General features: G+C 66.7%; 18 protein-coding genes. 16 read left to right on the forward strand and 2 right to left on the reverse strand.

From position 1 onward, the window contains the following. The first annotated feature begins 27 nt into the window (after positions 1 to 27). The 10 genes from QQ25_RS12930 (at position 28) to QQ25_RS12975 (ending at position 9,765) form a co-directional block, all read left to right on the forward strand. Complete coding sequence (locus tag QQ25_RS12930) at positions 28 to 867, forward strand: SH3-like domain-containing protein (protein WP_039379013.1); 840 nt, start codon at positions 28 to 30, stop codon at positions 865 to 867. Between the two features lie 38 nt (positions 868 to 905). Continuing rightward, complete coding sequence (gene scnC / locus QQ25_RS12935) at positions 906 to 1,622, forward strand: thiocyanate hydrolase subunit gamma (RefSeq protein WP_039379014.1); 717 nt, start codon at positions 906 to 908, stop codon at positions 1,620 to 1,622. A 100-nt stretch (positions 1,623 to 1,722) separates the two neighbouring features. Beyond that, the gene (locus QQ25_RS12940; RefSeq protein ID WP_234711928.1) at positions 1,723 to 2,004 is read left to right on the forward strand and encodes a thiocyanate hydrolase; all 282 of its coding nucleotides are present in this window, start codon (positions 1,723 to 1,725) and stop codon (positions 2,002 to 2,004) included. A gap of 87 nt (positions 2,005 to 2,091) precedes the next feature. Beyond that, positions 2,092 to 2,958, forward strand: coding sequence for a siderophore-interacting protein (locus QQ25_RS12945; protein ID WP_039379015.1), 867 nt, complete (start codon positions 2,092 to 2,094; stop codon positions 2,956 to 2,958). A 46-nt stretch (positions 2,959 to 3,004) separates the two neighbouring features. Further along, entirely contained in the window at positions 3,005 to 4,165 is a 1,161-nt protein-coding gene (locus QQ25_RS12950; protein ID WP_039318926.1) for an alpha-hydroxy-acid oxidizing protein, read from the forward strand. Positions 4,166 to 4,262: 97 nt separating this feature from the next. Then, positions 4,263 to 4,886 carry a TetR/AcrR family transcriptional regulator gene (locus QQ25_RS12955; RefSeq protein WP_039318928.1) on the forward strand — a complete coding sequence of 208 codons (624 nt, stop codon included), beginning with the start codon at positions 4,263 to 4,265 and terminating at the stop codon, positions 4,884 to 4,886. Positions 4,887 to 4,908: 22 nt separating this feature from the next. Further along, positions 4,909 to 5,955, forward strand: a complete 1,047-nt coding sequence (locus tag QQ25_RS12960; protein WP_039379016.1) for an oxygenase MpaB family protein — start codon at positions 4,909 to 4,911, stop codon at positions 5,953 to 5,955. Continuing rightward, entirely contained in the window at positions 5,952 to 7,886 is a 1,935-nt protein-coding gene (locus tag QQ25_RS12965; protein ID WP_039379018.1) for an acyl-CoA dehydrogenase family protein, read from the forward strand. Before QQ25_RS12960 ends, QQ25_RS12965 begins: the two co-directional genes overlap by 4 nt. Positions 7,887 to 7,954: 68 nt before the next feature. Further along, positions 7,955 to 8,851 (forward strand): tyrosine recombinase XerC, encoded by an 897-nt coding sequence (locus QQ25_RS12970; RefSeq protein WP_039379019.1) that lies wholly within the window; start codon positions 7,955 to 7,957, stop codon positions 8,849 to 8,851. A 53-nt stretch (positions 8,852 to 8,904) separates the two neighbouring features. Then, positions 8,905 to 9,765: an alpha/beta fold hydrolase gene (locus QQ25_RS12975; RefSeq protein ID WP_234711903.1), complete on the forward strand. Its 861-nt coding sequence runs from the start codon at positions 8,905 to 8,907 to the stop codon at positions 9,763 to 9,765. Here QQ25_RS12975 and QQ25_RS12980 read toward each other — a convergent pair. Both QQ25_RS12980 and QQ25_RS12985 read right to left on the reverse strand, forming a co-directional pair. Then, positions 9,749 to 10,714 (reverse strand): TIGR03621 family F420-dependent LLM class oxidoreductase, encoded by a 966-nt coding sequence (locus QQ25_RS12980; protein ID WP_052235798.1) that lies wholly within the window; start codon positions 10,712 to 10,714, stop codon positions 9,749 to 9,751. The two genes, QQ25_RS12975 and QQ25_RS12980, sit on opposite strands and share 17 nt — an antisense overlap. A gap of 32 nt (positions 10,715 to 10,746) precedes the next feature. Then, positions 10,747 to 11,229, reverse strand: a complete 483-nt coding sequence (locus QQ25_RS12985; RefSeq protein ID WP_039379899.1) for a M23 family metallopeptidase — start codon at positions 11,227 to 11,229, stop codon at positions 10,747 to 10,749. A 325-nt stretch (positions 11,230 to 11,554) separates the two neighbouring features. Here QQ25_RS12985 and rpsB point away from each other — a divergent pair, with 325 nt between their 5' ends. From rpsB to QQ25_RS13015, 6 genes are all read left to right on the forward strand, one after another. Next, a complete protein-coding gene (gene rpsB / locus QQ25_RS12990; protein ID WP_039379901.1) occupies positions 11,555 to 12,391 on the forward strand; it encodes a 30S ribosomal protein S2 in 837 nt (278 codons plus the stop codon). Positions 12,392 to 12,408: 17 nt separating this feature from the next. Further along, the gene (gene tsf, locus QQ25_RS12995) at positions 12,409 to 13,236 is read left to right on the forward strand and encodes a translation elongation factor Ts (protein ID WP_039318937.1); all 828 of its coding nucleotides are present in this window, start codon (positions 12,409 to 12,411) and stop codon (positions 13,234 to 13,236) included. Positions 13,237 to 13,475: 239 nt separating this feature from the next. Continuing rightward, positions 13,476 to 15,068, forward strand: a complete 1,593-nt coding sequence (locus tag QQ25_RS13000) for a hypothetical protein (RefSeq protein WP_131546157.1) — start codon at positions 13,476 to 13,478, stop codon at positions 15,066 to 15,068. A gap of 196 nt (positions 15,069 to 15,264) precedes the next feature. Further along, entirely contained in the window at positions 15,265 to 16,119 is an 855-nt protein-coding gene (locus QQ25_RS13005; protein WP_039318939.1) for an LLM class F420-dependent oxidoreductase, read from the forward strand. 23 nt (positions 16,120 to 16,142) lie between these two features. Further along, positions 16,143 to 17,624 (forward strand): amidase, encoded by a 1,482-nt coding sequence (locus QQ25_RS13010; protein WP_052235800.1) that lies wholly within the window; start codon positions 16,143 to 16,145, stop codon positions 17,622 to 17,624. Between the two features lie 163 nt (positions 17,625 to 17,787). Next, entirely contained in the window at positions 17,788 to 18,963 is a 1,176-nt protein-coding gene (locus tag QQ25_RS13015) for an ABC transporter permease (RefSeq protein WP_409371010.1), read from the forward strand. Positions 18,964 to 19,028: the final 65 nt, after the last annotated feature.

Consider the following 19,028-nt stretch of genomic DNA (forward strand, 5'->3'; position numbering starts at 1 on the left):
GTACGCCGGGCCTGGGGAGGGTGCGACATGAGCACAGCCGCAGAACGCGCTGCCCAGTTGGCCTTGGTCGCTCGCCTCAGATCGGCCTATCCCGAATTGCCCGATGCGCCGACCCCGGATCTACTGGATCATGATCGCTTCACCGCATATATGAAGCCGGTGCACGATGTCGGCGGGGAGCCGGATGCGCCCATCAAGTACGAGAACAAGGACTACGAGTACTGGGAGCACATGACTTACGTCATCTGCGAAGTCCTTGCCTGGCGCGGCATCTGGCTGTCGGAGGAACGGCGGCGGATGGGCAACGTCGACGTCGGGCGCGCGGTTTATCTCGGCTTCCCCTACTACGGCCGCTGGCTCTTGTCCGTTGCGCGTGTCCTCGTCGAGAAGCACCACATCGGACTGACCGAACTGTCCGAACGCATGGCCGAAGTGCAGGAACGCTACGCCGGCGGGCTGGCCGGCAGGCGTCTGGAGGCCCGGCCGAGATTCGAAGGCGACGGGTCGAACGTCAAGCGCAACAGCCATATCGTGCACGCGAGGGGCAAGGGTGACCCTCAGGTGTACGCGGGCCGCGCGGGGGAGCCGAAGTTCAAGGTCGGCGACGCCGTGCTGGTGCGTGAGCTGCCGGTGCTGTTCTACACCCGCACACCCGAGTACGTCCGCGGTGCCCGCGGTGAGATCGCCGCGGTGGCCTACGAAAGCCCGGCGGCAGAGGACGAAACCTGGGACCGCACCGACGCCACCCCTGAGTGGTTCTACGTCGTGAGCTTCACCATGGCTCAGTTGTGGGACGGCTACACCGGAACAGCTTCCGACACGTTGAGAACCGAGATCCCCGAGCACTGGCTGCAGGCGGCCGGCTGACCTCCACCGCCGATCAGCCTCCTCACGAAGGGCGCACCATGGCAGAGCATGATCATGACCACGATCACGATCACGAGCGCACCGTCAAGCCGATGGTCGACGAGATCACCGATTTCGAGGTACTCGAGATCGCGTTGCGTGAATTGTGTATCGAGAAGGGCATTTTCACCGCGGATGAGCACCGGCTGTTCACCGAGTTCGCCGAACAGATCGGACCGACTCCGGCCGCCCGGCTGGTCGCCCGGGCCTGGCTCGACCCGGACTTCAAACGCCTGGCGGCGGCCGAACCGATGACCGCCAGCAAGGAGGTGGGGGTCGACTGGCTGGAGCCCACCGGATTCGGTACCCCGAGCGACTTCACCGCATTTCAGATTCTCGAAGACACCCCGACCGTGCATCACGTGATCGTCTGTGCGCTGTGTTCCTGCTACCCGCGCCCGATTCTGGGCAACTCGCCCGAGTGGTACCGGACACCCAACTACCGGCGCCGTCTGGTGCGCTGGCCCCGGCAGGTGCTGTCCGAGTTCGGGCTGTCTCTGCCCGACACGGTCGAAGTGCGCGTGCAGGACTCGAATCAGAAACACCGCTTCATGGTCATGCCGATGCGTCCCGAGGGTACCGACGGCTGGACCGAGGATCAGCTCACCGAGATCATCACCCGCGACTGCCTCATCGGTGTAGCACTGCCCAAGCCCGGGGTGACCACCAATGTCGTCACCGACACCCGGCCCGCGATGCACCCCGCCGGTGAATGAGGAGGACACGGTGAGTGCGCCGAACGAACAGGTACCGCTCGGGGACGCCCCGGTACCCACTCTCGCGCGGATCGTGGAACGCAATCAGGTTTGGCCGCTGATGGCTGCCAAATACGGTGTCGAGAATCTGGTTCCGCCGTGGAAGACGAGCCTCGACGGCTTCTGCGATGCCCTCGACCAGGCCTCGTGTGCCACCAACGTGCCCGACTTCAAACAGCGTCGCGATGAGGAAGACCTGCTGTCGGCGACCGTCTATGCCGAGCTGCCCTATCCCGAGAACCAGCTCGTCGCCCTTGCCCATTCGCTGTTGGCCCGCGGGGTGATCACCGAAGCCGAGCTGCAAGAACGGCTCGATCTGGTCCGCAGGAGACTCGAGGCCTGATTCACGTAGCCCCCGGGCCGGCCGGCGATCTCCGTATAGTCGATGAGGTCGGCTAACAACCGAGCAGCGGATGATTTTGGAGGCGTCATGGCAGGACGGCCCGTGCACACGTTTCAGGTGGTGCATCGCGAGCAGTTGACCGACCACATGGTCAGACTGGTGCTGGGCGGATCGGGTGAGGGCACAGGCTTCGACACCTTCTCGCCCAACGACTTCAGCGATGCATACGTCAAACTCGTCGTCGTTCCCGAGAATGTGGACGTATCGGCGTTGCCGAAACCGTTGACGCTGGACAGTTTTCAGGAGTTGCCCGCCGAACTGAGGCCGGCCGTGCGTACCTACACGGTGCGCAAGTTCGACACGGAGCGCGGCGAGATCGCCATCGACTTCGTCGTGCACGGTGAGCAGGGGGTCGCCGCACCCTGGGCGGCGGCAGCGGTGCCGGGCCAACCCGCCTATGTGATGGGGCCCAGCGGTGCCTACGCCCCGGACTCGTCCGCCGACTGGCACCTGCTGGCCGGCGACGAAGCTGCGCTGCCGGCCATCGGCGCTGCGCTGGAAGCCCTGCCCGACAACGCGATCGGCAAGGTATTCATCGAGGTGGCCGGCCCCGATGACGAGGTTGAGCTCACCGCCCCCGCCGGTGTCGAAGTCAACTGGGTCTACCGAGGCGGGCGCGCCGACCTCGTCGGTGAGGACCGGGCGGGGGACAACGCACCGCTGATCGCCGCGGTCAAGGAGGCGGCCTGGCTGCCCGGCCAGGTGCAGGTGTTCATCCACGGCGAGGCGCAGGCCGTCATGCACAACCTGCGTCCCTACATCCGCAAGGAGCGCGGGGTCCCCGCGAAGTGGGCTGCGTCGATCTCGGGATACTGGCGCCGCGGACGCACTGAAGAAACCTTCCGGCAGTGGAAGGCCGAGCTGGCAAAAGTCGAGGCGGACACCGCCGGCTGAGCCGGGCTGCCATCCCGGACGACTTCGGGGTGGCAAGGTAGCCGTCATGGCATACGGCGATTACCAACTCGAGATCTACCTGCAGGGGCTGTCCGGCGTGCTGCCGACCATGCCGATGGACCATGCCGCGCTGGAGGCCAAGGCTCAAGCCGCCATGCCGGCCTCGATCTGGTCCTACGTGGCCGGCGGCGCCGGCGACGAACGCACTCAGCAGGTCAACCGCACCGCCTTCGATCGGTGGGGGCTGATGCCGCGCATGTTCAACGCCCACCGTGAACGAGATCTGTCCATCGACCTGTTCGGCCTGACGCTGCCCTCGCCGTTGTTCATGGCGCCGATCGGGGTGCTGGGCATCTGCGGGCAGGACGGCCACGGCGATCTGGCCGGTGCACGCGCCGCCGCCCGTACCGGAGTCCCCATGGTGCTGTCCACCCTGACCGAAGACCCGATGGAAGACGTCGCCGCCGAATTCGGTGACACCCCGGGCTTTTTCCAGCTGTACACGCCGACGGACAAAGATCTTGCGGCCAGCCTGGTGCAGCGCGCGGAGAAGGCAGGGTTCAAGGGCATCGTCGTCACGCTCGACACCTGGGTGCCCGGCTGGCGCCCCAGGGACCTGACCACCTCGAACTTTCCGCAACTACGGGGCAAGTGCCTGGCCAACTACACCAGCGACCCGGTGTTCCGGGCCAGTCTGCCGCAGCCGCCCGAGGAGAACCCGCAGGCGACGGTGCTGCGCTGGGTGAGCTTGTTCGGCAACCCACTCACCTGGGACGATCTGCCGTGGTTGCGGTCGCTGACCGAGTTGCCGCTCATTCTCAAGGGCATCTGCCATCCCGACGACGTCCGGCGCGCGAGGGACGGCGGCGTCGACGGCATCTATTGCTCCAATCACGGTGGGCGCCAAGCCAATGGCGGGCTGCCCGCGATCGACTGTCTGCCCGGGGTGGTCGAGGCCGCCGATGGGCTGCCGGTGTTGTTCGACTCGGGGATCCGCAACGGAGCCGACGTCGTCAAAGCGCTCGCGCTGGGCGCCACCGCCGTCGGTGTCGGCCGCCCGTACGCCTACGGACTGGCCTTGGGAGGGGTCGACGGCATCGTGCACGTACTGCGCTCGATGCTCGCCGAGGCCGACCTGATCATGGGGGTCGATGGGTATCCGACGCTGCGCGACCTCACGCCCGAGGCGCTGCGCCGGGTGGACTGACCTTCCAGCGCTCTAAAAGCCGCAGGTAAAGCTGCATTTGCCAACGCAGCGCACGATTGCTGGCCAATGATTATTCATGGGTGTAGCATTTTCCTGCATGAGTGTAGAAACCGTCCGCGAACGGGCCGCCCACCTGGGGCCCGAGCGGCGGCGCCCGCAGGTGCTGGATGCGGCCCTGGCAATTGCGGTGACCGAGGGGGTCGCGGCGGTCACCATCGGCGCGGTGGCTCAGCGCCTCAAGGTCACCCGCCCGGTGGTGTACTCGTGTTTTCCCGACCGGGTCGAACTGCTCAGGGCATTGCTTGAGCGGGAGCTGGCGCTGCTGGTCCAGGGAGCGATCGATGCGCTGCCCTACGGCCGGGCCGACGCCGACGAAACCGTGTTCGTCGAGGGCTTCCAGGCACTGCTTGAGACAGTCGCCGGCCGGCCCGATTCCTGGCGGCTCGTGATGAGCGCCGACCCTGACCCGGCCGTGGCGAAGCACTTCCGCGACGGTCGGGCCCTGATGGTGGGCAAGGTCTCCCGACGGCTGGCGCCCACTCTGGAACGTTGGGGCACCACCGACGCCGACAAAAAGCTGCCGGTTCTGGTCGAGCAGTTCGTGTCCACCTGTGAAGGGGCGGTGCGGACGCTGTTGCAGGACGACGGAAAAGACTGGACCCCAACCACGTTGGGTGAATTCATCGGATCGGCCACCTACCGCGCGTTTCGCGCTGCCTGATCCAGAACAGAGGAGTTGTCACATGTCTGATCTCCAGCCGATGGCTGACTACGGGTTCTTCGGACCGGATTCGGTGACCTGGAAGGTCTGGGGCCATGCCACCACGCCGATCATCGGGCTGCAACGCGCCGTGGTGGTCGAGGAACTCGACCCCGCCCTGATCGCCGCGGTCGACACCACCGGCGCCAATTACGACCGACCGCGCACCCGTTACGACCGGACGGTACGTTACTTCGCGATGGTCGCCTTCGCCGACACCGAGTCGGTGCTCAAGGCCGCCGATGTCCTGGTCAAGGTCCACTCGAAAGCCATTGGTACCGAACCCGTGAGCGGCAACAGGTACGACGCCAACGACCCGCAGTCGCAGCTGTGGATCCTGCTCACCGGCTGGCATTCGGTGCTCAAGGCCTACGAAATGTACGGCGGCGGAAAGCTGACGGTCGAGGAGGAGGCGCGCTACTGGCAGGACTGTGCCCGGGCCGCCGAGTTCCAGACCTGCGATCCGGCCGACGTCCCGCGGACCCGTGACGGCATCAACGACTACTTCGAGCAGATGCGGCCGCACCTCGCCGTCAGTGAGGCCGCCCGCGCGATGATGGACCACCTGCTCAACGCCAAGGTGGTGTTACCGCCCGCGCCCCGTATCGCGAGGCCGGCCGTCGAGGTGCTCAATTGGTTCCTACGTGCGGGCACCATCGCCACCATGCCGCGGTGGATGCGCCGACTCAGTGGATTCGACCAGCCACGGATCGTCGATTGGGCCGTGCGGCCGGTGCTCAAGCTCGGATTCGGCGTGGTCGACCGTGTTCCGCGGCTGAAGCTGTTGGTGGCCAAGGTCATTGCGCCGTCGGTGGTGCCGATCGCAGGCCCCTACATCATGGGGATCCCGCCACGGTCGGCCGAAGTGCTCAGTCCCGAGGAGGGCCGCAAGCGTTACGGCTACGTCAAACCCGCCGACGCGCACAAGGAACTGCGGGCCCGGCAGCACGAGCGGGTGTTCGGACAGGGACAGCTGCCCAGCGACGAAGGCCTCATCGAATCTCAGTCCTACCTGGGGAGTTTGGCGTGACCGCACGATCCGATGTCCTCTTCGACCCGAACCGGACCGACTTCGACCAGTTCGACACCAGGACTCGGGAACTCTTCCGGGCCACCATCGATTTCTTCGAGTCCCACGGCAAGCGGTGGCTCAAGCAGCAGGACCGGGACCGGGTCTGGTACAGCGATTTTCTCGACCTGGTCAAGCGGGAGGGCATCTTCGCAACGTTCCTGACGCCGACGTCGGAGGCCGGCGGCGACCCCGACAAACGCTGGGACACCGCCCGCAATGCCATGTACAGCCAGATCCTCGGGTTCTACGGCATGCAGTACTGGTACGTCTGGCAGGTCACGATCCTCGGACTCGGCCCGATCTGGCAGTCGGCGAACACCGTCGCACGCAAGAAGGCTGCCGCCCTGCTGGATTCGGGCGAGATCTTCGCGTTCGGACTGTCCGAGCAGGCCCACGGTGCCGACGTCTATTCGACTGACATGGTGCTGACGCCCGACGCAGACAACGCGGCAGACGGGTCCTACACCGCGACCGGCGGCAAGTACTACATCGGCAACGGAAACCTGGCCGGCATGGTCTCGGTGTTCGGCCGTCGCTCCGACAAGCCCATCATCGACAGTTCCGATCTCGACCGGCGCCGTCCCGAGCAGGATTTCGAGGGATACCTGTTCTTCGCCGCCGACAGCCAACATTCGAACTACCACCTCCGCAAGAACGTGGTCGACGGCCAGATGTACGTCGCCGCATTCGATCTGGAGGAGTACCCGGTCAGCGCCGACGACATCCTGCATGAGGGCAAGGCCGCCTTCAACGCCGCGATCAACACCGTCAACATCGGCAAGTTCAACCTCGGGTTCGGGGCGATCGGGGCCTGTGAACACGCCATGTACGAAGCCGTCACCCACGCGGAGAACCGCGTGCTGTTCGGCCGGCGGGTCACCGAGTTTCCACAGATCCGACGGATGCTCGCCGACGGCTGCGCCCGGCTGGTCGGGATGAAGCTCTATAGCGAGCGAGCCATCGACTACATGCGCAGCGCCGGCCCGGATGACCGGCGTTACCTGTTGTTCAACGCGATCGAGAAGATGAACGTCACCCGCGAGGGAGAGAAGATCGTCACGCTGCTCGCCGACACCATCGCGGCCCGCGCCTTCGAATCCGACATGTACTTCACCATGGCGCTGCTGGGACTCACCGGCTTGCCGCGGCTGGAGGGCACGGTGCACGTGAACATGGCACTGTCGCTGAAGTTCATGCAGAACTACATGTTCGGGGCAGCGGATGCCGCGCTCGCCGCGCTGAACGTGCTGCCTGTCGGCCGTGCCCCGGCGCCGCTGGTGAGCGCGCTGGCCGGCGGTCTACGCTTCGCCGGCGGTGCGATCGCAAGTTCGCCTGTGGTGCAACGTATTCCGCAACTCAAGCCGCTGCTGGCCGACGTGCCGCAGATTCCGACGCGCAGAGATGCGGCCAACGACGACTTCTTGTTCCGGCAGGGGCCGAGCAGCGGGTTGGCGAAGATCCGGTTCGGGGACTGGCAGTCGGTGCTGCGCCGATTCTCGTCGACGCCGAATGTCACGGTCTTTCTCGGGCAGGCCCTGGCGCTGCAGACCCTGCTGGCGGTGGCGGCCCCCACCGCCGATCAGCAACGCAACGTCGACTTCCTGTTCGCGATCGGTGAGATGTTCACTCTCATTCCGTATGCCCAGCTGATCCTGGAGCAGGCGGAGATCGAAACGATCAACAACGATCTGATCGACCAACTGTTCGAGGTGCTCGTCACCGACATGTCCACGCACGCGACCAAGCTGCATTGCCATCCGGATGCCACCGCCGTGCAACAGCAGCGCGCCCTCGACATCGTCAAGCAGCCCGTCGCCGACGCCGGACGCCGCGATCGCGTGATGAAAGGTGTGCGCGGACTGGCCGGCCGCTACGAGATGAACCCGTGATGGTCACGCGACGGTAGCGGTCCGGCGCGTCGGATGCAGGGCGGGCGTACTTCTGCGACCGTGTCACGGTGGCCGCAGTCGGATACGTACTTGCCGAGTTCGACGAGTATCTCGCGCTGCAATGCGGCAGGTCTGAGCACACCCGCCGGGCGTACCGGGGTGACCTGAGAGCGTTGTTCGACCACACCGGCGGTGGTCTGGATAGCGTGACCCTGCCGGCGCTGCGGTCATGGTTGGCCACGCAGGCGGCAGCTGGAGCAGCACGGACCACACTGGCGCGGCGCACCTCGGCGGTCAAGACCTTCTGCACGTGGGCGGCCCGGCGGGGCCTTCTCGCCGAAGACGTCGCAGCCCGGTTGCAGGTCCCCAAGGCCCACCGCACCCTGCCTTCGGTGCTTCGTCGGGACCAGGCGATCGACGCCATGGATGCCATGAATTCCGCTGTGCAGGAAGGCGATCCGCTGGCCCTGCGGGATCGGCTGATCGTGGAGATGCTGTACGCCACCGGGATCCGGGTCAGCGAGTTGTGCGGGCTGGACATCGACGACATCGACACCGGGCGTCGGGTGTTGCGGGTGCTGGGCAAGGGCAACAAGCAGCGCACAGTCCCGTTCGGCGAGCCCGCACACCACGCGCTCACAACCTGGCTCACCGAAGGGCGCCCTGCCGTGGCCACTGCCGATTCCGGCCCCGCACTTTTGCTCGGGGCACGTGGCAAACGGCTCGATCCGCGTCAGGCCCGCACCGTGGTGCACCAGACCGTCTCAGCCGTCGACGGTGCCCCCGACATCGGCCCCCACGGACTGCGGCACAGCGCGGCCACCCACCTGCTCGAAGGGGGCGCCGATCTGCGCATCGTGCAGGAGCTGCTGGGCCACACCTCGTTGGCCACCACACAGCTCTATACCCATGTCACCGTCGAACGACTGCGAGCCGTACACGACCAAGCCCACCCGCGAGCCTGAACAGGGGGACAGTGCGCCACTCGATCATCGAGCCGACCCGAAGAACAGTCGAGTTGCCTTCAGCGGCAGTGTCCTACCTCACCTGGGCTCCCGAACGGCCAGCGTCCACGGTCGTGTTGCTGCACGGCGGCGGGGTGGACAACGCATCCTTGTCATGGGGTGGTATCGGTGCCCGGTTGACCGAAGCGGGTTACCGCGTCATCGCCCCGGACCACCCCGGCTACGGTCACAGTCCGCCGGCGCGGCACCCGATGACGCAGGACCGGCTTGTCGCCTACGTGGGGCAGTTCGTCGAGGCGATGCAATTGGACCGCTACGTGATCGGCGGTCTGTCGCTGGGCGGTGGGATGACCATCGGCCATCTGCTGGACCGCCCGCGCGGAGCGACCGGAGCGGTTCTGCTGGGCGCCTACGGCATCATGCCCCGGCTGTCGGACGGACCGCTGTCGGGCGTGCGTCAACTCATCACCTGGGCGGCGGTGCGCACAGGTGTGCTCGGTGCGGTGACCCGCCGGTTCGGCGCCAGTCGAGCCGCGATGACCCGCAGCATGCACGCCCTGATCCGGGACCCCGGGCAGCTGACCGACGCCTTGATGGACGAGATCATGGCCGCGGCAGGACAACCCGGTGGTTTCGACGCATTCGAACAATGGCAACGCGATCAGGTGCGGTGGAATTCACTTCGCACCGACTACACATCGCGGCTGGGCGAGGTGCGGTGCCCTGCACTCGTCATCCACGGCGAGCGTGACTCCGGCGTGCCCCTGGCGCGGGCCCGCGCCGCTGCTCATCGCATTCCGGATGCGCAGCTGAAAGTCGTTGCTGGTGCCGGCCACTGGGTCCAGCGTGATCAGCCGGACGTCGTCAGTGATGCCATCATCGGATTCCTGCAGGGCATCAACGCAGAAGCTTGAGCACCTCGGACATGTGCGGCAGCGCTGATTCACGGCCGGGCCATTCGTCGAACACCGTCCAGTAGCTGATACCGAACCGGTCTTGCCGGTCGGCCAACGCCTCGGCCATCTGCGGATACGTGCCGAGCAGTACGAACGGGGAGTCGAGCAGCAGCTCTGGATCTGCTCCGAGCGGCGCGGCGATCTCCGCGGCGGCCTCGGCACGATTCTCGGTGTGCACCACGAACTGCAGGAGTGCGTTCAGTTCGATGTGCTCAAAGCGATCGCCTGCCGCCTCCCGCACAACCGAGATGCGGTCCTGCAGACCTGCTGCGTCGAAATGGGACAACCTGACTTCGGTGGCGTCGTGGTTGTGACTGAAACCTGCCAAGCCCGCGATATCGGCAACCTGCCCCGCCAACCGCAACACCCGGGTGCCGTTGCCGCCGACGAGCAGTGGAACGGCCACCTCTGGCGCCGCGACCAGTTCGCCGGCAGCGGCGCGCACGCAGTAGTGCGCACCGTCGACGTTGATCGCCTCGCCTGCCAGGAGCGAGCGGATCACCCCGACCGACTCGATCAGGCGGTCCACGCGGGTGCCCGCGGAATCGAACCTGAGGCCTGCGGCGTCGTACTCGGCTTTCATATGGCCCGCGCCCAACCCCAACTCGAACCGACCGCCCGACAATGCGGCTGCTGTGGCGGCTTCACGCGCGACGTCCACGGGGTGACGAAGATCGTTGTTGAGCACCAGAGTTCCCGTGTGCAGTCGCGTGGTCACCGCGCACGCCGTGGCCGCGCCGGCGAACGGTGACAGCGACGCCATCAGATGGTCGGGAATCGTGAGTACGTCGAAACCGGATTCTTCGACACTGACGGCGAATTCGGCGAAGTCACCACCGCGGGGCAGTGCGGTGTGCAGGCCGAATCGCATGGGGCGATTGCGGTGGGATCGTGAGGCCACGGTCATGCTTTCGACAGTAAGCCGCTCTGGGTGAGGGGTCAGGCGTGATGGGGCGAGAGCGGCTTGAGCCGGATCGGGGTTTCGGCGAGCAGCCCCAGCGGGTTTACGTAATCCGCCCGGGCAGCCGCGCCCCACATGGCTCCCCAGTGCAGGCAAGCCTTGGCCGGACAACCGAGGTGCCCTTCCAATAGCGTGCCGAGCAGCTGGCCGGCCGTCACCGTCTGACCGGGGCGTACCGCGGCCTGGACCGGCTCGTAGCTCGTCCTCAGCCCACCCGGATGGGCGAGTGAGACCACCGGACGCCCGGCCAGCACGCCGGCGAACACCACCGTGGCGGGGCCGGCGGCATAGACGGGTTGATGGGGTGCGGCCGCCAGATCGACGCCCCGGTGGCCGCGGTTCCAATTGGGGGAGGGGGCGTCGAAACCCCTGGTCACCGGGGGTCGGGGAGTCACCGGCCAGTGCAGTCGCGGGCCGTCGGCATGGGCGTGGGCCGGCCAGAGCGATGCCGCACCCAGCATCAGCGCCGCCACCGCAAACCTCACCGCCTCAGTTCAGTGCCGATACGCGCCGTGCGAAAGCCCCAAAATGCAGGGCTGTGGATGAATCCGTCCGGCTTCGCCGCGTGGTAAAAGCACCCCTGTTCAGCGTGTAAACTTCTACCCGCAGCTCGCTAGCGGGCTGACTTCGCGTGTCTGCGCATATCGATCGCCTCAACGGGGTCGTACACGGATGCCGACGGTCCTGACCTGGGATTTCCAGATCGGGTTCGGCAACCAGCGGGCACCAGGGCCTGGCATCACCCGACGCCGGGCGACAACCGACATACAAAGGAACCATCTACTCATGGCTGTTGTAACCATGAAGCAGCTGCTTGACAGCGGCGCTCACTTCGGGCATCAGACCCGTCGCTGGAATCCCAAGATGAAGCGGTTCATCTTCACCGACCGCAACGGCATCTACATCATCGATCTGCAGCAGACGCTGACCTACATCGACAAGGCCTACGAGTTCGTCAAGGAGACGGTCGCCCACGGCGGCACCGTCCTGTTCGTCGGCACCAAGAAGCAAGCGCAGGAGTCCATCGCCGAAGAGGCCACCCGCGTCGGCATGCCCTACGTGAACCAGCGCTGGCTGGGCGGCATGCTCACCAACTTCTCCACCGTGCACAAGCGCCTTCAGCGTATGAAGGAGCTCGAGGCCATGGAGCAGACCGGTGGCTTCGAGGGTCGCACCAAGAAGGAAATCCTCATGCTGACGCGTGAGAAGAACAAGCTTGAGCGCAGCCTCGGCGGTATCCGGGACATGCAGAAGGTGCCTTCGGCCATCTGGGTCGTCGACACCAACAAGGAGCATTTGGCGGTCAACGAGGCCATCAAGCTCGGCATCCCGGTCATCGCGATCCTGGACACTAACTGCGACCCCGATCAGGTCAACTACCCGATCCCGGGTAACGACGACGCGATCCGTTCGGCTGCGCTGCTGACCAAGGTCGTGGCCTCCGCGGTCGCCGAGGGCCTGCAGGCCCGCGCCGGCCAGGGCGCCGGTGAGAAGCAGGCCACCGAGGGTGTCGAGCCGCTCGCCGAGTGGGAGCAGGAGCTGCTGGCCGGTGCGACCGCCGGCACCGCCGGCACCGCCGAGGGCGAGGCTGCTGCACCCGAAACATCCACTGACGCTTCGTAATTCAGGAGAAGTCTTAAATGGCTAACTACACCGCTGCCGACGTCAAGCGACTGCGGGAGCTGACCGGCGCCGGCATGCTCGCCTCGAAGAACGCTCTGGTCGAGGCCGGCGGCGACTTCGACAAGGCAGTCGAGCTGCTTCGTATCAAGGGCGCCAAGGACGTCGGCAAGCGTGCTGAGCGCGCAACCGCCGAAGGTCTGGTCGCGGCCAAGGACGGCGCGCTGATCGAGCTGAACTCCGAGACCGACTTCGTCGCCAAGAACGCCGAATTCCAGGAGCTGGCCGACCAGGTCGTCGCGGCTGCCGCCGCTTCGAAGGCCGGCGACGTGGATGCCCTCAAGGCTTCACAGATTGGCGATACCACGGTCGAGCAGGCCATCGCCGACCTGAGCGCCAAGATCGGCGAGAAGCTCGAGCTCCGTCGCGCCGCGTACTTCGACGGCACGGTCGAGACCTACCTGCACAAGCGTGCCGCGGACTTGCCGCCGGCCGTCGGTGTGCTGGTCGAGTACCAGGCCGGCGACGCGGCGAAGGGCAAGGAGGCCGCGCACGCGGTCGCCCTGCAGATCGCCGCGCTCAAGGCCAAGTACCTCACCCGTGAGGACGTGCCGGAGGACATCGTCGCCAACGAGCGTCGTATCGCCGAGCAGACCGCGAAGGAAGAGGGCAAGCCCGAGCAGGCGCTGCCCAAGATCGTCGAAGGTCGCGTGACGGGCTACTACAAAGACGTCGTGCTGCTGGACCAGCCGTCGGTGTCGGACAACAAGAAGACCGTCAAGGCGCTGCTGGACGAGGCCGGGGTCACCGTGACCCGCTTCGAGCGGTTCGAGGTCGGTCAGGCCTAACACCAGAAGACCCGGGCGGCACATTCACACCCGATTGACGGCTCGGCCGCACATCCGATTGACGGCTCGGCCCTCAGCCGCCCGCCGCAAAACCCCGCGCTCATTCCGGCGATCCCGGAAAGTGCGGGGTTTTGTTTGTTTGTCGTTTGGTGAGCAGTAGTGATCGATACTGATTGTCAGTGGCCAGGGTCGGCACGACGATCAGTTTGCTTGTCGGTGGTGGCTGCGAGTATGCAGGTGTGGCTGGGCATCGGCCGTTGCGTCGGATCGCTGATCCGGTAGTGGCCGCCGCCCCGGCGGGGGCGCGGGTTCGGACGCGGATCCATCCGAGTGCCGATGAGGCCGTGGCGTTGACCGCGATCGGGGATTTGTTGGGGTCGATGTATCGCAGCGAGTTGGCGGCGCGGATCGGGCTGGGACGGTTGGATCCTCAGGGCCGTGTGAGGTGGCGGGCCAAGCGCAAGCAGGCGTTGACGGCGGTGTCGTCGTCGCGGTGGGCCGGGGCGATCACTCGGGCCGTCGACGATCAAATCCTGTTGGGGATGCGGGGGCTGGTGGCCCAAGTCGCTGATCTGCGGGCCGCGATCGAGGTGCTCGAGGTGCGGTGTGCGCTACGCCCTGGGCAACTCGTACCCGCCGCTGACGGCGACGAAGAACCTGCTGGGCGGGGGCGGTCGCGGCGGGTGCGCGGGTATCGCAGCGCCGCGGAACGGTTCGCCAAGACCCGGCGTTTGGCGGTGCTGAAGGCTCGGCTTGCCGCGGCCGAGGCGGCGTTGGCGGCGGGGCGGCCGTCGATCACTGTGGGTGGGAAGCGGTTGTGGCGTACACGCAACCACCTCGACGCTGCCGACATGACCGAACCCCAGTGGCGAGCGAGGTGGAATGCCGCACGGATGTTTCTGACCGCCGACGGGGAGTCGGGAAAACCGGGTGGCAATGAGACGATCCGCGTCGACGAGCACGGACACCTGCGGGTGAAAGTGCCCGCGGCCCTGGCCGAGCGTTTCGGAACCCACCTCACCGTCGCTGCGCCAGTGGCATTTCACCATCGCGGCACCGAATGGGCGGGCCGGGTTCAGCATCGGCGGGCGGTGCGCTACGACATCAGCCATGACCCGGACCGCGACCGCTGGTATCTGGATGCCTCCTGGAGAACCGCTCCCGAAACCGTCTCCGGCATCGACCAATTGCGGGACGGGCCGGTGCTGGGGGTCGACCTCAACGCCGCCCATCTGGCGTGTTGTGTGCTCGACGCGTCAGGGAATCCGATCGGTGAACCTGTCACCGTCGCGGTCCAGACGTCGGGGTTGCGCGCCTCGCGGCGGGACGGGCGGATCCGTATGGCCATCACCGCCCTGCTGGATCTGGCCGCCCAGCACAACTGCACTGCGGTCGTGGTGGAGAATCTGGATTTCGCCGACGCCCGGGCCACCGGACGCGAAACTCTTGGGCGTGGTGGCCGGGGGAAACGGTTGCGGAGCATCGTGGCCGGGATCCCCACCGCCAGATTCCGCAACCGTCTGGTGGGCATGGCCACCCGGCGGGGCATTGGGGTGATCGGGGTGGACCCGGCCTACACCTCCCGCTGGGGTACTCAGCACTGGCGCACACCCTTGCAGCAGCAGACTTCCGATCCGGCCACCGTGACTGGTCATCATGGTGCGGCGGTCGCGATCGGCAGACGTGGACTCGGCGTGGCGATCAGGCGTCGGCCGGTAGGACCCCGCACCCGACAGCGGACGGGTGTGGGCACTCCACCGGCCAGGCCTGAGCACCCACCGAGAACCACACGACGATGCCGTAGTTCTGGCTCACCGCCCCGCCCACCATGAGGCGTGGCGGTCCACCGGACAACACCCACCGTCAGCGGCCAACACCGTTCGGGACGCACAGGACACACTCCTGCTCAGTAATCAGGAACGGTTTTGTTCATTCGTGACGTGGTCGGTGCCGGGTAGTTGCTCACGCCGGGGCGGAGAGCTTTGCCGATATGGGAGTGTGGCAGGTACCAATGGTGTTGGAGGTGACATGCGCATAGGTGTGGTGTTTCCGCAGACGGAACTCGGCGGAGATCCGGGAGCTGTGCGCGCATACGGCCAGCGTGTCGAGGAATTGGGCTTCACCCACATCGTGGCCTACGACCACGTCGTCGGGGCCGATCCGGCCGTCCACCGTGACTGGGCAGGGCCGTACGACCTGTACACCACATTCCACGAGCCCATGGTGATGTTCGGTTACCTGGCCGCCGTGACGTCGCTGGAGCTGGTGACCGGGGTGGTGATCCTGCCGCAGCGCCAGGCGGTGCTGGTGGCCAAACAGGCGGCCGAGGTCGACCTGCTCACCGGCGGGCGGCTGCGGCTCGGGGTCGGCCTCGGCTGGAACGCGGTCGAGTACGAGGCGCTCGGCCAGGACTTCGGGAACCGCGGCAAACGCTCCGAGGAGCAGGTCGAGCTGATGCGCCGGCTGTGGACCGAATCGTCGGTCACCTTCGAGGGCCGCTACCACCGGGTGACGGGCGCCGGCCTGGCGCCGTTGCCCGTGCAGCGCCCGATCCCGGTGTGGTTCGGAGCGGCCTCCGCGCGGGCGTTCGAGCGTGCCGGACGTCTGGGGGACGGCTGGTTCCCCATGGTCAGCCCCGGCCCCGAGCTGGAGGATGCCCGGGCCCGGGTGGAACGTGCCGCCGTCGCCGCCGAACGCGATCCGGCGACCATCGGGATGGAGGGGCGCGTGTCCTGGACCGGCGATCCGGACCAGACGGCCGCCGACATCGCGGCCTGGGCCGATGCCGGGGCGACCCACGTCGCCGTGAACACGATGGGGGCCGGCCTGCGGACCGTCGACGAGCATCTGGCTGCGCTGCAGAGCGTGGCTCGAACCCTTTGATGTCGGCTTGCTAGCGTCGCAACGTGACTAGCGGTCCGCGTCCAGCGCGAAAAGCAGCGACCCGGTGTAACGCCTTCGGCGACGACGCCCTCGGCGAGCACGATGCCGTCGGCCTCGTCGAGGAACTGCGGGCAGGCCGCGTATCGGCAGCCGACCTGATCGAGGCCGCCGTCGCCCGGGTCGAGGCGGTCAATCCCGCCCTCAACGGTCTGGCGTTCGAAGCCTTCGACCGGGCCCATGCCCGCGGAGCCGCACCGAGCCCGTACGGCGGGTACTTCGACGGCATACCGACCTTCGTCAAGGACAACACGGCGGTCGAGGGCATGCCGACCATGCGCGGCACCGACGCCTGGGAACCCCGGCCCGAGACGTCCAACGGTGACTTCGCCCGCGCCTACCTCGCCACGGGTCTGGTGCCACTGGGCAAGACCCGGCTTTCGGAGTTCGGCTTCAGCGCATCGTGCGAGCACCCGCGACTCGGGCCGGTCCGCAACCCGTGGAACCCTGCCTATACCGCGGGCGCGTCCTCGTCGGGTTCGGGTGCGTTCGTCGCGGCCGGGGCGGTACCCATCGCGCATGCCAACGACGGCGGCGGGTCGATCCGGATTCCGGCAGCGTGCAACGGGCTGGTCGGACTCAAGCCGACCCGGGGCCGGCTGCCGCAGGACAAGGATCTGCGGATCATGCCGCTGCGGATCGTGTCCGACGGTGTGCTGACCCGGTCGGTGCGTGACACGGCGGCACTGCTGCGCGAAATGGAGCGCGTCTATCGCAACCCCAAACTGCCTCCGATCGGCGATGTGAGCCGCCCGGGCAAGCAACGCCTGCGCATCGCGGTGTGCACCCAGTCCGTCGTGCACGACGCCGGTGTCGAGATGACCGAGCTGACCCACAAGACCGCCGCGTTGCTCGAGGAACTCGGGCATCAGATCACGATGATCGGCAACCCGGTTCCGGCCAGGTTCAAGGATGACTTCCTGCTGTACTGGTCATTTCTGGCGTACGCGTCGGTGCGCGGCGGGAAGCGCTCGTTCGGGCCGAGTTTCGACCGCGACAAGCTCGACAACCTCACCCTCGGGCTGGAGCGCCTCGCCTCGCGCAATCTGCACCGGGTCCCGGCCGCGATCGCCCGGCTGGCCCGATCGCGGCGGATCACCGAACGGCTGTCCAACAGCTACGACGCGGTGCTCATGCCGACTCTGGCCGAGCCCACCCTGGAGATCGGCCGGCTCGACCCGACCGCCGACTACGAGCAGATCATCGACCGGCTGCTGGGCTGGGTGGCGTTCACACCCCTTCAGAACGCCACGGGAGATCCGGCGATCTCACTGCCGCTGGCCCAGACCGAGACGGGCCTGCCCGCCGGGATGATGCTGTCGGCCACCCGCGGTCGCGAAGCACTGCTGCTCGAGCTGGCCTACGAGCTCGAGGAGGCCAGGCCCTGGGCGCGGATTCAGGATCCGGTCCAAGCGCCACGTAAGCGGGCGCGAAAAGCAGTGAAATAGACCCGTTTTGAGCTCGACGCCGTAGGTTGACGACGAAATCCGTTGTGTCGGCGACATCATGACGTAACGCCGATCAGTGGGTGTTAACTCGCGTGACACCGCGATCTGCTCCAGGTGAAACACGCGGCTCGCAGCATTCCCCACTGTGGAGACCGTAGCTTCGATACCGTCGTCTCAAGCATCCACAGCCCGTCGATCGCCGGAGATCGCGACGACTGTGGGGCGGACCGGGGGTACCTTCGGGTGCCTGATTCGATTCGCACTGGCGAACATTCGTCGCCGGCCCGAACGGTTCGTGCTGTCGGTGCTCGGGATCGCACTGGCGATCGCCTGCGTCACCGTGGTGCGCACCATCTCATCGAGTTTTGCGATCACGGGAGCTGATTCGGTCACCGACGTGCTCGGCGGCGCCCAGCTGTGGGTGGTGCCGGCCGCCGGTGTGCACTACGACAACGAGGCCCGCGCCCTGGTGGCCGATGGGCCGCCGCCGGCGCTCGACCTGCCCGACGGCTGGCACGGCCGAATGACGATCTCCGGGGTGACGATGATCGAGGGTGCTGCGGTGTCGCTGCGCGGCGGTGACGAAATACCTTCTGGACAAGCGGTTTTGGGCTCCGGTTTGGCTGATCGTTTGGGTGCAGCGTCGGGAGACGTGATCGATGTGGGCGCACTGCCGCTGACCGCGAAGGTCTCAGGCCCGGGGGAGTCGATGATCGTGGCACCCGCGTTGGCGCGGCTGCTGGTCGGCGACAACGGCTGGTGGACGATCAACGCGCCGCCGGGCGACGAACATCGCCGGGACCTGGCCGAAACCTTCGGCGTCGCCATCGGATTGCCGTCCACGGAGGATCCGTCGGTGCGGCCGGAACCCGGTGGGAGCGGCCTGATCTACGACACGGTCGGCGGATCGGGTCCACTGAGCTTCGAACAGAAGTTCTCGGCGTTGTTCTCGGGGCAGGTGACCGGCTCGACCCTCGGCCTGATCTCGACCATCGGACTGGCTCTGGGCTTCGTCATCGCGGTCTCTTCGTTTCTCGCCGCGGTCGCCGAACGCAAGCGCGAATTCGGCATCATGAGCAGTATCGGACTGGCCGACGAAGTGCTCTATTTCTTCCTGGTCGAATCGGCGATCGTCTTCGTGGTGGCCTATGTTGCCGGTGTGCTCGGCGCGGGAGTCGCTGTGGCACTGGTTATCCCAGAAATCGCCACACCGACCGCGTGGGCACAGGCGGCCGGCATGGTGGCCGCGTTCCTGCCTGCCATGGCCATCGTCGGCGCCCTGGTGCCTGTGCACCGGCTTCTGCAGCAACGTCCGGTCGATCTTCTGGGGGCAAGGTGACGAACGCTCGCGTGAGGAACAGACGGCAGGGGATCGGAAAGGGTCTGGCCTACGGCTGGTTGGCG

This window comes from Mycolicibacterium setense, from assembly GCF_000805385.1.
Taxonomy (GTDB): Bacteria; Actinomycetota; Actinomycetes; order Mycobacteriales; family Mycobacteriaceae; genus Mycobacterium; species Mycobacterium setense.